The organism is Kocuria sp. ICS0012, from assembly GCF_001665945.1.
Lineage (GTDB): Bacteria > Actinomycetota > Actinomycetes > Actinomycetales > Micrococcaceae > Kocuria > Kocuria marina.
Map to the genome: position 1 here is coordinate 1 of NZ_LZMM01000006.1, position 15,554 is coordinate 15,554.

Below are 15,554 nucleotides of genomic sequence, written 5' to 3' on the forward strand. Positions count from 1 at the left end.
CACCGGCCTCGAGATCGGCCTGGCGCATCCAGTTACGTAGGCAGGACTCGGCGATCCCGAAGTCCGAAGCGATCTGCGTGATGGTCTGGCCGGGTTCACGGTTGCGGGCGATGTTCACGACATCGTCGCGGAACTCCTGGGGGTAAGGGTTTGGCCACGGTGCTCATCCTCCCAGCGACACCTCACAGCGTCACAGATCAGATGTCACCAATCCATGCAGCAGTCCCGTCCGTGACACCGAAAAGCATGTGGCCGACCGTGAAAGCGATGCTGCACTCCGTCTACGACCAACCGGACGCCCAGAGCGTGAACGCGCAGTTCGACCGACTCCTCCACTACGTCGAGGACAAGCTCCCGGACGCTCACGAGCACCTCGACACCGCCCGGGCGGAGATCCTCGCCTTCACCGGGTTCCCCGAAGGGCTCTGGCAGCAGATCTGGTCCAACAACCCCAACGAGCGCCTCAACCGCGAGATCCGCCGCCGCACCGACTCCGTCGGCATCTTCCCCAGCCACGACGCGATCACCCGCCTCCTCGGAGCCGTCCTGGCCGAGCAGACCGATGAATGGGCCGAAGGACGCCGCTATCTCGGCCTCGACATCCTCGCCAAGAGCAGACTCACCCTCATCCCCGACACTGCAATCGAGGAGGTGACCGACAGCATCCTCGAACTCAGCGCCTAACCCCTCACATCGAAGGACCGAGCGCTACACCACTACCAGGGGCTTGACCCAAGGCGCCTGACCTACGTCCTGCGCGCTCGCGGATCGGCACCTACTTTGCGGGATCTCGCGAAGTTTCCGCGAAGCCTGCCCCGCGTCCAGGAATGGCCCTGGACACAACGTGGACACATTTTGGAAACATTGAACGCGAACTAGGTATATCTCAGTGGGTCCAAATCGTTGATATTCCGGGGTCTATGCCCCTGACAGGGAACCCCGGGAGGTTTCAAATCCCACCGTCACCGCCAACTGCGAGGCCCCTACTTCCCTTTCTTTGCAAGGGAGTAGGGGCCTCGTTCATGACCGGAGCCGGTTCACCCCCGGCCCGCGAAGCCGTCCACGAGGGCCACGGACTCCGGAGTCCCGGAGCGCTCGGCGATCACGCTGATCTCCTCCGCCAGGTGGGTCTCGTACTCCGCGACGACGCCGCGGCGCAGCAAGCGCTTCGTGGACCAGTAGGAACCGGCGGTTCCCGCGACGAAACGGTCCTCCACCTCCGTCAATCGCTCGGCGAACTCCTCCGCCGAAACGGATTCAGCGGCAATCCCCCACTCGACCGCTTCCGTCCCGGTGAGCCGGCGACCCCCGAGGGTCAGTTCCACCGAACGTTGATGACCCACTGCGCGGGGCAGCAGATAGGACACACCGGTGTCCGGCGTCAGGCCGATCGCGGCGTAGGCGGCGAGCACGGTGGCGTCCTCCCGGATGATCGCCCAGTCGGAGTTGAGGATCAGCCCCAGTCCGGCCCCGGCCGCCGTGCCATTGACCCCGGCGATGATGAGCAGCCGCGAGCGCACCATGGCCAGGGCCAGATCCCGGGCCGCGGAGGCGAGTTCCCGCAGGAACCCGGGACGCTCGGTGGCCGGACGACCGGCCATGCCCTTGACGTCACCGCCCGCGCTGAAGAACCGCCCCGAACCCGTGAGGGTCAGCACGTGGACGGTGGGATCGGCTTCCGCCCGCCGCAGGGCGGACAGTGTCTCGCGCGCGAGGTCCAGGTCCACGGCGTTGCCGGTGGCCGCGCGGTCCCACACGATCCGCACCACGCCGGCTCTGTGCTCCACCCGGACGGCATCGGGGTGTTCCACGGCGTCCTCCTGCCTCATACCGGGTTCGTCCGTTCCGCCCGCAGTTCGCGCTTGAGCAACTTGCCGGACTGGTTGCGGGGCAGCTCCGCGACGAAGTCCACATGCTTGGGCACCTTGTAATCGGCCAGGCGGGCCTTCACATGGGAGCGCACCGACTCCGCGGTGAGCTCCGATCCCTCCTTGGGGACGATCACCGCCGTGACGGCCTCGATCCACCGTTCGTCCGGGAGCCCCACCACCGCGACCTCGGCGACGTCGGGCAGCTCGTAGATGCAGTCCTCGATCTCGCGAGGAGCCACCAGGACACCCCCGGTGTTGATCACGTCCTTGATCCGGTCCACCACCTGAATGTACCCCTGTTCGTCCTGCACCACCTGGTCCCCGGAACGGAACCAGCCGTCCACGAATGCGTCCGCCGTGGCCTCTGGCTTGTTCCAGTAGCCGGTCAGCAGCTGCGGGGAGCGGTATTGGATCTCCCCTGGCTCCCCGGGTTGAGCGACCCGACCCTCGGACGTGACCACCCGCGCCTCCACGTTGAACACGGGACGCCCACACGACGCCGGACGGGCGTCGTGCTCGGCAGGTGTCAGGACGGTGCACAGGGGCCCGAGTTCCGACTGCCCGAAGCAGTTGTAGAACCCGATGCCCGGATAGCGGGAGCGCAACCGTTGCAGCACCGTGACGGGCATGATGGACGCGCCGTACTGCGCCTTGCGCAACGACGACAGGTCCCGAGTCCCGAGGTCGGGGTGATTGCTCAGCGGCACCCATACGGTGGGCGCCAGAAACAGCGAACCCACGTGCTCCTCCTCGACCAGCTGCAGGATCTCGGCGATATCCGGTTTCCGGGTCAATCGCACCGCCGCCCCCAGAGCGAGGTAGGGCAGCAGGAACACGTGCATGCCCGCCGAGTGGTAGAGCGGCATGGCCACGAGCGGACGGTCCTCCGCGGTCAGGTCCAGCGCGGTGATCGCGGACGTGTACTCGGCCAACAGAGCGGCGTGCGTCATCATGGCGCCCTTGGGCGCGGACGTGGTGCCGGAGGTGTAAAGCAGCTGCAACAGATCGTGGCCGCGCACCGTCACCCGGACGGCAGCGTCGTCGGCCCGGGGATCGAGCGCGGTCTCCTGAAGCGAGGTGTCGTCGTCCTCGCCGCCGGGCAGCATGGGCAGGACGCGTTCGACGGCGCGTGCTCTCCCGGAGTCCCGGACCTGCGCCACGAGCGGCAACAGTTCGGGATCGGCAATCACCGTGGTGGCCCCGGAGTCCTCGAGAACGTACGCGAGCTCGTCCCCTTTCAGCGCGAAGTTGACGGGGACGTGCACGAGCCCCGCTTGGGCGCACGCGAGGTACAGGATCGCGTAGACGTCCGAGTTCACGCCGAACGCCGCGACGCGCGTCCCCGGGGTCAGGCCCGCATCGGCCAGGCGGCGGGCGACCCGCCGGACCGCGTCCCCCAACTCCCGGTACGACCAGCACCGGTCCTGGAAGAGCAACGCGGTGGCACCGCCGTTGCGCGACACGGCCCGTTGCAGCAGAACCCCCACGGTGTCGGTGCGGGCCTCGCCCTGCGGTTCGTCCTCGGTGGATGGCGGCGTATGCGGTGCGGGATCGGTCATGGCGGGGTTCCCCTCATGGTCGGGTCCTCGGAGTCGGCGCGGATCCGGGGACGACGGCGCTCCCCGGGTCCGCGCGCGTAGTAGCCACAGTGCCTAAGTGCGGGGGTGTTGTCCAGATCACGTCAGCTCCATGCCACATCCACCCTCCTCGAATATCTAGGGGAGCAAAAGCAGCGCGGGGGTGCTCGGATGCTGCTTCTACTCAGTAAAAGCAGAGGGGTGCAGGGGGCGCCCACATGCTGGACGCATATTGCACGTCTACTTACTAATAGGTAGAACTGGGGTATGGGCCACCCCCGGATCAAGGGATTCTTTCGTGTAGCCGCTGGAATTCTGAGCTACCCCCAGGACCCGCGGTCCTTCGCGCAGGTCTTCGGCTCCCTGACGAGCGCACATTACACACGAGGCCGCATCACGCACGTGCGGCGCGAGACCCCCGACACCGTGACCCTGTTCTCCACCGCGGGTGAGGGGTAGATCCCGCACCGGGCGGGGCAGTGGGCGCGGATCGGCGTGGAAGTAGACGGGAAGCGGATCTGGCGTCCGTACTCCATCAGCGCCCCCGAACACGGTGACCCGTCGATCACCGTCAAAGCGCAGGGCCTGGTGTCCGAACACCTCGTTGAGCGCGCCGCCCCGGGCAACGTGCTCTACCTGGAACGCCCCGAAGGACAGTTCCTGCTCCCGGACACCCCCACAGAATTGCTGTTCATGGTGGCCGGTTCCGGGATCACCCCGGTGATGTCCATGCTGCGGACCCTCATGCCGCGCAGGCCGGACCACGACGTCGTGCTGGTCTACGTGTCCCGGAGCCGGGAGTCGTGCATCTTCCACGACGAGATCCTGGAACTCGCGGACCAGTTCCCGGGTCTGCGGCCGGTCTTCTGGTTCACCGAGGAACGCGGCCGCCTCGACGCCTCCGACGCCGATGCCCTGGCCGAGCTGTGTCCCGATCACGCGGACCGGGTGACGTACGCGAGCGGCCCGGACTCGTTCGTCAGCGCCGTGGAGGACCTCTCGCGCAGCCACGGCGGCCCCCCCGTGGTGGAACGCTTCGATGTCACCAGGCAGTTCAGCGGCGGCCAACGAGGGGAAGTTTGGTTCACCCGTTCCGAGATGACCCTGGAGGTGGGCCCGGACGAAACCGTCCTGGAGGCCGCCGAACGCGCGCAACACCAGCTGCCCCACGGATGCCGTATGGGCATCTGCCACAGTTGTCTGGTTCCCTTGACGGACGGGGCCGTGACCAACATCCGCACCGGTGAGCTGCACCGTGAACCCGGTCCCGTCCAGACGTGCGTGACCCGACCCGCTCCCCACGCCGCGATCCGCTGCGCCTCACGGAGGCCGAGCTCGCGGAACTCGCGGCCGATTTCGACGCCGTGCGGGACGAGGTCTTCTCCCGCCGCGGCCAGTCCGACGCCCAGTACATCCGCCGCGTGGTGGTACTGCAGCGCAGCCTGGAGATGACGGGGCGGGCCTGTCTGCTCTTCTCCCGTCACAAACCCCTGTGGTGGGCCGGTGTGGGGTGCCTGAGCGTGGGCAAGATCCTGAACAACATGGAGATCGGCCACAACGTGCTCCACGGGCAGTGGGACTGGATGAACGACAAGGAGATCCACTCGACCACGTGGGAGTGGGACTTCGTGGCGCCGTCGGCGGGCTGGCAGCGAACCCACAACGAGACGCACCACACGTGGACCAACGTGCTCGGCAAGGATCGGGACGTGGGGTACAACGTGCTGCGCATGGACCCCGATCAGCCGTGGAAGCCCGTGAACCTGCTGAACCCGGTGATCAACCTGGGCCTGGCACCGGCATTCGAGTGGGGCATCGCGATCTACGACATCGAACTGGACCAGTTCCTGACCGGCAAGAAGTCCGGGCGGGCCACGTTCGAGGACTTCAAGCGCGTGATGAAGAAGCTGGGCCGCCAGTCCGCCAAGGACTTCGTGGTCTCTCCGCTGCTGGCGTCCCTCACGGGTTCGGGGAAGGCGTCGCTTAAGGGGTTCCTGGCGGCGAACGTGATCCGCAACGTCTGGGCGCACACGGTCATCTTCTGCGGCCACTTCCCGGACGGCGCGGAGACCTTCACGGAGGAGGACGTGCGCGACGAGACTCGGGGGCACTGGTACCGCCGCCAGGCCATGGGCTCGGCGAACATCGACGGTTCACGCCTCATGCACTTCATGAGCGGGCACCTCTCCTTCCAGATCGAACACCACCTCTTTCCGGACATGCCGTCCAACCACCTGGCGCGCATCGCACCCCGCGTGCGGGAGATCTGCCGTAAGTACGGGATCCGCTACACCTCCGGCCCCCTGCCCCGGCAGGTCTTCCAGGCGTGGCGCAAGGTGTGCCGGCTCGCGCTGCCCTGACGACGACGCCGCTCGCGGCCCCGGCGCTTGCATCTACCGGCTCCGAATTCCCAGTGGAGTAGAAGCAGCTCGGGGTGCCCGGATTCTGCTTTTACTCCACTGGAGCAGCCACCCGCTGGGAGGGCCGGGCGGGTAGTTGCCGGGCGGGTGCGCGGGTCGTGAGCCCGCGGGTGGGCGGGCAACTCGTCCTGCCCGGCACGCGTCGCAAGTCCGATAGGTGTTCCCGCGGCGCTCCCCTAGGGTGTATTCCGGCACACACTCGCATCGCGGGCGGCCATGTTCCAGGAACCGGACGCGGCCCCGCCCGCGGTCAGGACAGGCAGGAGCACGCATGAGTACCGAAGAAGCCCCCGGGCACCTGGGCGCCAACGGCGAGGACGTCCCGGACGCCCACTACGTGCGCACGAGCGATCACGGTTTCCGCACCACGGTGTACACGCAGGGAGCGTGGAGCCCCCTGGAACAGCACATGGCGGCGTCGTCCGGCCTGCTGGTACACGAGATCGAACGCAACCACCCGCGGGAGGACGTGCTGCCGGTGCGTTTCTCCTTCGACATTCTGGGGGTCATCCCCGGTGGTGAGATCGAGGTGCACACGCGCGTGCTGCGCCCGGGCAGGACCATCGAGTTGGTCGAGGCGACCATGAGCGCCGGCGGGCGGGACTGCATCCGGTTGAGCCTGTGGCGGCTGAAGACCTCGGACACCCAGGACGTGGCCGGCGGGGAGATCGAGCCGCTGACCCCCGTGGAGCAGTGCGAGCCGGTCAATATGTCCGAGGCGTGGGGCGGCGGGTTCATCAGCTCCGTCGAGGCACGTACCGCCCGGCGGCCCCGACCCGGCAACGGCGCGGGCTGGCTGCGGATCACCAAGTCGGTGGTCGAGGGCGAGGAGTCCTCCCCCACCGCCCGGTTCATCAGCTCGGTCGACGCCGCCAACGGGATCGCTCCGCGCGCGGAGATCGGACCGTGGGCGTTCCCCAATGTGGACCTGAGCATCCACATGTTCCGCGCCCCGGTGTCCTCGTGGGTGGGACTCGACACCCGGGTGGAGTTCGGCGGGGACGGCGCGGGCCTGACTCATTCGGAGCTGTTCGACGAGCACGGTCCGATCGGTCGGGTGGCCCAGTCGCTGACCCTGCGCCGGACGAGCTGAGAAGCCGGTGGCCCGCCAGGACTTGGGCGGGCCGGAACCGCCCGGCTCCGCCGGGGGTTGAGCAGGGGCCGGGCGGGTGCGGGTCTCATCACACTTCGCCACGCGATGTCCCCGGAGTTGACGCCCGATCATAGAATGGCCGCTAGTTCCCAGTAATCCGCAACATCCGGACGGGGTAGAACCCCAGGAGGTCCAGCCGCGTGAGCAGCATCCTGATCAATGTGACCAACCGCGAGGGCGAGCGCACCGAGGGCGTCGAGTGGAAGGACCACGAGACGCTCATGGAGTGCCTCACCCGCCACAAGTTCCCGATCCTCGCCACGTGCGGCGGCAACGCCTCGTGCTCCACGTGCCACTCGTACCTGGACCAGGACACGTTCGTGAAGACGGGCGGGACCAACGAGGAGGAGGAGGACCTCCTGGAGATGCTGGACGACACCCGCCACGACAACTCTCGGCTCACGTGCCAGGTGGAGTGGTCCGAGGACCTCGCGGGCGCGGAGATCACGATCGCCCCCGAGTGGTGATCGTCCGCCGCTGACGCGGTGGCAGCACGACACCGCCGCCCCGGCCCGGCGGTGTCGTCACCGGCGGCCTCATGACCGGCGACACGAGTTGGTAGCGCGGCGCCGCGTGGGTGAAAGTTAGAGCATGACTGCTCTCCGGGATGACCTCACCACACGCGCCGCTTACGTCTCGGACGCCTCGATCTATCGCCGGCTGCCGGCGGCGGTCGCGGAACCGCGCTCGGTCGAGGAGATCCGTGAGCTGTTGTCCACGGCCCGGGAGAACGGCTGGCCTGTGATCTCCCGCGGTGGTGGCACCTCCGTGGCGGGCAACGCGATCGGTGACGGGTTGGTCATCGACACCTCCCGGTACTTCAACCGCATCCTGGAGATCGATCCGCACGCCCGCACCGCCACGATCGAACCCGGTGTGATCTGCGATCAGTTGCGGGACGCCGCGAGCGAGTTCGGCCTGACCTACGGACCGGACCCCTCCACGCATTCGCGGGCCACCGTGGGCGGGATGGTCGCCAACAACGCGTGCGGTTCCCACTCGGTCGCGTGGGGTACGAGCGCGCAGAACCTCGTCTCGCTCACGGTCATGCTCGCCGACGGGCGTGAGGTCACCCTGGACGCGGGCGGCACCTCGGACGCCGCACTGGATTCCCAGCTCACCCAGTTGCGGGACCGGCACCTGGCCATGCTGCGCACCGAACTGGGCCAGTTCCCCCGCCAGGTCTCCGGGTACGGACTGCACTACTTGTTGAGCGAGAACGGTTTCGACGTGGCCAAGGCGTTCGCCGGGACCGAGGGCACGTGCGGGATCATCACCCGGCTCACCGTGAAACTCGTGGCCAAGCCGCGCTTCACAGCGCTCGCGGTACTGGGTTTCACGGACGCGATCGCGGCGGCCACCGCGGCCCCGAAGTTCCGCGTCCGGGGCGTCACCACGATCGAGGGCATGGGCTCGGACCTGCTGGACGCCCTGCGCACCCGTCCCGGTCAGGAGAACGCGGGCCGTGAGCTCCCCGAGGGCGGCGGCTGGCTCTACTGCGAGGTGGGCGCGGACACCCAGGAGGCCGCGTTCGAGGCCGCCCGGGCACTGCCGGGACTCGTCGAGGAGACCGTGGTGGATTCCGTGGTCGTGGGCGATCCCGCCGAGGCCCGCGCCCTGTGGCGCATCCGCGAGGCCGGTGCGGGGATCGTGACCCGCTTGCCGGACGGCGGCGAGGCGTGGCCCGGGTGGGAGGACTCCGCCGTGCCCCCGCAGCACCTGGGCGCCTACCTCAAGGACCTCTACGCGCTGCTGGACGAGATGGACCTACGCGGTATCCCGTTCGGCCACTTCGGCGAGGGCTGTGTGCACATTCGGATCTCCTTCGATTTCAACACGGACGAGGGCGTGGCCCATTACCGCCGGTTCATCGAGCGGGCCGCGGAACTCGTGCACCGCTACGGCGGCTCGGTCTCCGGGGAGCACGGGGACGGCCGTGCCCGCTCGGAGCTGCTCAGCACCATCTACTCCGACGAGGCACACGGCGCCTTCGCCCGATTCAAGCGGATCTTCGATCCCGACAATTTCTTCAACCCCGGGGTCGTGGTGGATCCCGAACCCCTCGACCGGGGCATCCGCCCGGGTCCCGGCGCGCGCACGTTCGAGCTGACCCCGGTCCACGCGTTCTCCGCGGACGACGGCTCGTTCGGCCAGGCCATCAACCGCTGCGTGGGCGTGGGCGCATGCCGCTCGGACTCGGGTGCCATGTGCCCGTCCTTCCACGCGACCCACGACGAGGTGCACTCGACCCGCGGGCGCATGCGGTCCCTCGCCGAGATGCTGCGCGGCGAGCACATCATGGACGGGTGGAAGTCCAAGGAGACCTACGAGGCCCTGGACCTGTGCCTCTCGTGCAAGGCGTGCGCCACGGAGTGCCCCGTGAACGTGGACATGGCCACCTACAAGGCCGAGTTCCTGCACCACCACTTCCGCCAGGGCCTGGGCTCGTTCGTCGGCAAGGACCGCCGGCCCATGGCGCACCTGACCATGGGGTGGATGCCGTGGCTCATGAAGCTCGTGACCAGGGTCCCCGGTTCGCTGCGCGCGGTGAACTTCCTGGAACGCTTCCGTCCCATCGAGGAACTGACCAAGAAGCTCGGCGGCATCGAACCGAAGCGGCGGATGATCCGCTTCAACGACACCCCGCTCACGTCGTGGTTCAAGACCCGCACCCCACAGGGCGCGGTGGCGCGCGGAGGCGGCCGCGCGGCGTCGTCGGCGGAGAAACCGTCCGTGGTGCTGTGGCCGGACACGTTCACGAACTTCTCCGCGGACGGGCCCGGCAAGGCCGCCGTGGCGGTGCTAGAGGCCATGGGCTACCGCGTGCTCATGCCCATGGGAAACGTGTGCTGCGGACTCACGTGGCACTCCACCGGGCAGTTGGACATGACCCGCCGGACCCTGCTGCAGACCCTGGACGTGATGGAGCCGCTGCTCGAGGCTGGCTACCCGATCATCGGGCTGGAACCGTCTTGCACGGTGATGCTCCAGCACGACATCACCGAGCTGCTCCCGGATGACCCGCGCGCCCACAAGGTCCGGGCCCTCACGGTCACGCTCGGTGAGTTCAGTGCGCGCCACGCCGAGGACGGCGGGGACTGGCCGTTCGACACGCTCGAGACCCACGCGGGACCGGGCACCGCGGTGTGCCAGGTGCACTGCCACGAGAAGGCCCAGGGCGACTTCACGCCGGAACTACGCGTGCTCGAGAAGCTCGGGGTGGACACCGCCGTGGTGGGCGGTGGCTGCTGCGGTCTCGCCGGGAACTGGGGCTTCGAACCAGGTCACCACGAGATCTCCCAGACCCTCGGGGAACGCAACCTGTTCCCCGCGATCCGTGCCGCGGGGCCCGGTTCGATCGTGCTCGCGGACGGTTTCTCGTGCCGCACGCAGATCGCCCAGGGCACCGACGCGGAAGGAGTCCACCTGGCACAGGTGATGTATGCCGCATTACGCGCGGAAAAGTAGCACACTGTTGCCATGAGGAGTCACTTGCCCGCCCCCCGGGGCACCCACACCGCCACCCGTCCGTTGCTCGCGGCCACCGCGCTGAGCGCTCTCATGGTCCTCTCGGCCTGCGGTTCCTCGGACGGCGCCTCGTCCGAGGAGCAGAACACCGCACCCGCCGGCGCCTCCGTCTCCGCGAGCGCCACGGCGTCCCCGAGCGACTCGTCCATGTCCCCGAGCCCGTCGGCCAGCCGGTCCGCGAGCCCGTCGGCCAGCCGGTCCGCGAGCCCGTCCGCGAGCGCCGAGGCCACGGAAGCCACAAACGCCGCGGCGTCCGGTGGACAGGAGGGGCAGGCCGCGGAGTCGGCGCAGCCGTCCGCCGAGCCCGATCGCCTCGCGTCCGCTCCCGAACTGGGCATGCCCACTGCGAGCCCGTTCGACCAGGCGAAGGCGGATGCCCAGCGCGCCGGCGGCACGTGCAGTGCCGGGCAGCTCTCCGGATCGCTCACGCCGCAGCAGGGCGCGGCGGGTTCGGTCATTGCGTCCCTCACGCTCACCAACAACGGCTCCGCACCGTGCACCCTGAGCGGCTACCCAGGTGTGTCCTTCGTGGACGCGAACGGTGCTCCCGTGGGTGCGCCGGCCTCCCGGGACGCCTCGGGTGCGGGCACCGTGACCCTACAGCCCGGCGCGTCCGCGAGCGCCGGGGTGCGGATCACCCAGCCCGGTGTGATCGGTCAGGTGTGCAACCCGCACCAGGCCGCGGGCGTGCGCGTGTACCCGCCGGACAGCTACGAGTCGCTCGTGGTGCCCTACTCGGGTCAGGCGTGCGGCAACCCCAAGGTCTCCCAGTTGCAGGTCAAGGGTTTTGGGTCCTGACCCCGTCCTGAACCTTTTCTCCCCCGCGACCGCGCAGTGGTTCGACGCCGCGTTCAGCGGGCCCACGGCGGCCCAGCGCGGCGCGTGGGAGGCCATCTCGGCGGGCCGCCACGCTCTCGTGGTGGCCCCCACCGGTTCCGGTAAGACGCTCGCGGCGTTCCTGTGGTCGATCGACCGCTTGCTGACCGACAAGAAGGCGGACGGGTCCGACGACGCGGAGGACCGCACCTCGGTGCTCTACATCTCCCCGCTCAAGGCCCTGGGCGTGGACGTGGAACGCAACCTGCGCGCACCGCTGATCGGGATCACCCAGGCCGCCAAGGCCGCCGGCGGGGAGCCCCCGGAGATCTCGGTGGGTGTGCGCTCAGGTGACACCCCGCAGGCGATCCGCCGCGCCCTGTTGGCGCATCCCCCGGACGTGCTCATCACGACCCCGGAATCGCTGTACCTCATGCTCACGTCCAAGGCGCGGGAGACCCTGCGCCACGTGAACACCGTGATCATCGACGAGGTGCACGCGGTGGCCGGGACCAAACGCGGGGCGCACCTGGCGGTGAGCCTCGAACGCCTCGACGACCTCCTGGAACGTCCCGCGCAACGGATTGGGCTCTCCGCGACCGTGGAACCCGTGGACACCGTGGCCGGGTTCCTGGGCGGCTCCCAGCCCGTGGACGTGGTGCGCCCGCCGTCCGAGAAGGACTGGGACCTCACGGTGTCCGTGCCCATCCCGGACATGACCGTGTTGGGCGGGGCGGCGGCGTCGCCGTCGTCCGGGGACCTGGACGGCAACCTGGAGGCGTCCGACTACCAGGCCACCGCGTCCATCTGGCCCCACGTGGAGGAACGGATCGTGGACCTCGTGGAGGCGCACCGTTCCACAATCGTGTTCGCGAACTCGCGTGGCCTCTCGGAGAAACTCACTGCGCGACTCAACGAGATCCACGAGTTCCGGCTCGCCAACGCCGCGGAAGAGAGCCCCGCGGATTTGGACGGTGGCGATCCCGTGGCGCTGGGTGATGCGCTCTCCGACCTCCTGGACGGCGCCGCCGCGCAGCCCGACGACGCCGCGCGCAGCGAGGGCGCGGTCAGCGCTTCTCGGGCCCGCGACTCCGCCCCCGCGGACATCCCCCGCCAGCACAACCGCCACGAGGGCGCGTCCCCGGTGCTCGCGCGCGCCCACCACGGCTCGGTGTCCAAGGACCAGCGCGGTCTGATCGAGGAGGACCTGAAGACCGGGCGGTTGCGGTGCGTGGTGGCCACCTCCTCCCTGGAGCTCGGGATCGACATGGGCCACGTGGACCTGGTGATCCAGATCGAGTCCCCGCCTTCGGCGGCGTCCGGTTTGCAGCGCGTGGGCCGCGCGGGCCACCAGGTGGGCGAGGTCTCGATCGGGCGGATCTACCCCAAGCACCGCGGGGACGTGCGGGACGCGGCGGTGATCGCTGAGCAGATGCTCGCGGGGCACCTGGAACCGCTGTCCGTGCCCACCAACCCCCTGGACATCCTGGCCCAGCAGACGGTCTCGGCGGTTGCCGCGGAGGACGTGGACGTGGAGAGCTGGTACGACACCCTGCGCCGCAGCGCCCCGTTCCGTTCGCTGCCGCGCTCCGCGTACGACGCCGTGCTGGACCTGCTCGCCGGGCGGTACCCGTCCGACGAGTTCGCCCAGTTGCGGCCCCGGCTGGTGTGGGACCGCGAGACCGGGACCCTGCAGGCCCGCCCCGGTGCCCTGCGGCTCGCAGTCACGAGCGGTGGCACCATCCCGGATCGCGGTCTGTTCCCCGTGTTCCTCGTGGGCGAGCAGGACAGCAAGTCCCCCAAGCGCGTGGGTGAGCTGGACGAGGAGATGGTCTACGAGTCCCGCGTGGGGGACATCATCGCCCTGGGTGCCTCGAGTTGGCGCATCGAGGAGATCACGCACAACCGGGTGGTCGTGGCCCCGGCCCCGGGCGTGCCCGGCAAGCTCCCGTTCTGGCACGGGGACGGTCTGGGCCGGCCCGTGGAACTGGGTCGTGCCACGGGTCGGTTCACCCGTGAACTCGCCGGTGCCCAGGACACCGAGGCCCGCGAGCGCCTGGCCGCCTCCGGCTTGGACGAATGGGCCCGGGACAACCTCATGGCCTACCTCTCCGAACAGCGGGAGGCCACGGAACACGTTCCGGACGATCGCACGCTCGTGGTCGAGCGGTTCCGGGACGAACTCGGGGACTGGCGCGTGGTGTTGCACAGCCCGTTCGGCACCCCCGTGCACGGCCCGTGGGCGCTCGCGGTGCGCGCCCGGTTGGACGAGCGCTGGGGTCTGGATGCCAGTGCCCAGGCCGCAGACGACGGCATCGTGCTGCGCGTCCCCGCCACGGACGAGGAACCACCCGGGGCGGAGCTGTTCCTTTTCGACCCGGACGAGCTCGAGCGCACCGTGACCGAGGAGGTGGGCGGCTCGGCGCTGTTCGCGTCCCGGTTCCGGGAGAACGCCGCGCGTGCCCTGCTACTGCCGCGGGCGGATCCCGGTAAGCGCACGCCCCTGTGGCAGCAGCGTCAGCGCTCCGCCCAGTTGCTGGACGTAGCCCGCAAGTACCCGCAGTTCCCGGTGATCCTCGAGACCGTGCGCGAATGCCTGCAGGACGTGTACGACGTCCCCGCGCTGCTGCAATTGCAGCGCGATCTGGCCGGGCGCAAACTGCGCATGGTCGAGACCACCACGGACACCCCCTCCCCCTTCGCGCGCACCCTGCTGTTCGGGTACGTGGCCCAGTTCCTGTATGAGGGCGATTCGCCCCTGGCCGAGCGCAAGGCCGCGGCCCTGTCTCTGGACCCCTCCCTGCTCAACGAGCTGCTCGGTCGCGCCGAGCTGCGCGAGCTGCTGGATCTCGAGGTCATCGAGACCACGGTCCTGCAGTTGCAGCGCCTCGCGCCGGACCGTCGGTTGCGCGGCGTGGAGGGCGCGGCGGACCTCCTGCGCCTGCTCGGTCCCATGACGGCCGACGACGCCGCAGTGCGCTTGCGCGCGGAAGGCACCGCAGCGGCGTCGCCCCCCGCGCAGAGCGCGCCGGAGACCCCCGATGCCCCGGAAACCGACGACACCGAGGATGTCGACGCGGCCGAGGACGTGGCCCCCGAGTACCAACCCATCAGCGCGGACGCCGCCCGCGAGCTGCTGGACGCCCTGGTGTCCACGAACCGGGCGATCGTCCTGCGCGTGGGCGGGCGCGAGGTCTACTGCGCGGTGGAGGACGCCGCGCGGATGCGGGACGCCCTGGGCCAGCCCTTGCCCATGGGTGTGCCCCTGGCGTTCCTGGAACCGGTCGCGGATCCCGTGGGGGACCTCGTGTCCCGGTACGCGCGCACCCACGGTCCGTTCAGCGTGGCGGAGGCCGCGCAGGCCCTGAGCCTGGGGCCCGCCGTGGTCGAGACCGCGCTGCGCTCGCTCGCCAAGCAGCGGCGCGTGAGCGAGGGGGCGTTCCGCCCGAGCGGGGACCCCGCGGCGTCGGAGTCGGAATGGTGCGACGTGGAGGTGCTGCGGACCCTGCGCCGCCGTTCCCTGGCCGCCCTGCGCGCGGACGTGGAACCCGTGGACCCGCAGGTATACGCCACCTTCCTGCCCGCGTGGCAGCACGCCGTCCCGGGGCACCAGTTGCGCGGGTTGGACGGGGTGCTCACGGTGATCGACCAGTTGGCCGGGGTGCCCGTGCCCGCGTCCGCGTGGGAACCGCTCGTGCTCGCGCAGCGCGTGGTGGACTACCGGCCCGCGATGCTGGACGAGCTCATGGCCGCGGGCGAGGTGCTCTTCTCGGGCGCGGGGTCCCTGGGCGGTGAGGACGGGTGGGTCGCGTTCCACCTGGCCGAGTCCGCGGAGCTGTCCCTGCCGCCCGTGCCGCAGCTCGAGGCCGCCGCCGAGGCCCTGGACTCCACGCTGGAACGTGAACTGCTCGCCGTGCTGCGGGCCGGTGGGGCGTACTTCGCGTGGCAGCTCATCCAGCCGCTCGCCGAGGCGGGCGTGTCCGTGGACATGGCCCAGCTGCGCACTGCGCTGTGGAACCTGCTGTGGGCGGGGCTCATCACCAATGACACCTACGCCCCGGTGCGCGCACTCGTCTCGGGCGGGCACTCCGCGCACAAGACGCCCAAGCGCCCGGGCCGTTCCCGTACGGCCGGGCGGCGCGGCGCCGCGCGGTTGCGGGCCCGGCCCGGGGCCCCGGCGGTGTGGATC

At 69.6% G+C, this 15,554-nt stretch carries 10 protein-coding genes and 2 pseudogenes; 9 read left to right on the plus strand and 3 right to left on the minus strand.

The window, feature by feature from the left end:
• Positions 1 to 118 (minus strand): transposase (locus A5728_RS15025; protein ID WP_156523324.1); only part of this gene is annotated, 118 nt, incomplete at its 3' end.
• On the opposite strand from A5728_RS15025, the pseudogene A5728_RS00415 reads away from it, so the two are divergent.
• Positions 83 to 684, plus strand: a pseudogene (locus A5728_RS00415) (transposase); the annotation flags it as partial. The gene A5728_RS15025 and the pseudogene A5728_RS00415 sit on opposite strands and share 36 nt — an antisense overlap.
• 353 nt (positions 685 to 1,037) lie before the next feature.
• On the opposite strand, the gene A5728_RS00420 reads toward A5728_RS00415, so the two are convergent.
• Positions 1,038 to 1,829 (minus strand): enoyl-CoA hydratase/isomerase family protein, encoded by a 792-nt coding sequence (locus A5728_RS00420; protein ID WP_064845182.1) that lies wholly within the window; start codon positions 1,827 to 1,829, stop codon positions 1,038 to 1,040.
• On the minus strand, positions 1,826 to 3,430 hold the full coding sequence (locus A5728_RS00425; protein WP_064845183.1) for a fatty acyl-CoA synthetase: 1,605 nt from the start codon (positions 3,428 to 3,430) through the stop codon (positions 1,826 to 1,828). Before A5728_RS00425 ends, A5728_RS00420 begins: the two co-directional genes overlap by 4 nt.
• 285 nt (positions 3,431 to 3,715) lie before the next feature.
• Here A5728_RS00425 and A5728_RS14615 point away from each other — a divergent pair, with 285 nt between their 5' ends.
• From A5728_RS14615 to A5728_RS00460, 8 genes and pseudogenes are all read left to right on the plus strand, one after another.
• Positions 3,716 to 3,907 carry a hypothetical protein gene (locus tag A5728_RS14615; protein WP_231885417.1) on the plus strand — a complete coding sequence of 64 codons (192 nt, stop codon included), beginning with the start codon at positions 3,716 to 3,718 and terminating at the stop codon, positions 3,905 to 3,907.
• A pseudogene (locus A5728_RS00430) lies at positions 3,908 to 4,681 on the plus strand (flavin reductase family protein); the annotation flags it as partial.
• 44 nt (positions 4,682 to 4,725) lie between these two features.
• Positions 4,726 to 5,808 (plus strand): acyl-CoA desaturase, encoded by a 1,083-nt coding sequence (locus tag A5728_RS00435; RefSeq protein ID WP_064845184.1) that lies wholly within the window; start codon positions 4,726 to 4,728, stop codon positions 5,806 to 5,808.
• Positions 5,809 to 6,139: 331 nt separating this feature from the next.
• Positions 6,140 to 6,961 carry a thioesterase family protein gene (locus A5728_RS00440; protein ID WP_064845185.1) on the plus strand — a complete coding sequence of 274 codons (822 nt, stop codon included), beginning with the start codon at positions 6,140 to 6,142 and terminating at the stop codon, positions 6,959 to 6,961.
• Positions 6,962 to 7,161: 200 nt separating this feature from the next.
• Entirely contained in the window at positions 7,162 to 7,488 is a 327-nt protein-coding gene (locus A5728_RS00445) for a 2Fe-2S iron-sulfur cluster-binding protein (RefSeq protein WP_064845186.1), read from the plus strand.
• 124 nt (positions 7,489 to 7,612) lie between these two features.
• A complete protein-coding gene (locus A5728_RS00450; RefSeq protein ID WP_064845187.1) occupies positions 7,613 to 10,489 on the plus strand; it encodes an FAD-binding and (Fe-S)-binding domain-containing protein in 2,877 nt (958 codons plus the stop codon).
• A gap of 12 nt (positions 10,490 to 10,501) precedes the next feature.
• Positions 10,502 to 11,347, plus strand: coding sequence for a DUF4232 domain-containing protein (locus A5728_RS00455; protein ID WP_064845188.1), 846 nt, complete (start codon positions 10,502 to 10,504; stop codon positions 11,345 to 11,347).
• A partial coding sequence (locus tag A5728_RS00460; RefSeq protein WP_064845189.1) for a DEAD/DEAH box helicase occupies positions 11,337 to 15,554 on the plus strand: 4,218 nt, incomplete at its 3' end. The genes A5728_RS00455 and A5728_RS00460, both read left to right, overlap by 11 nt.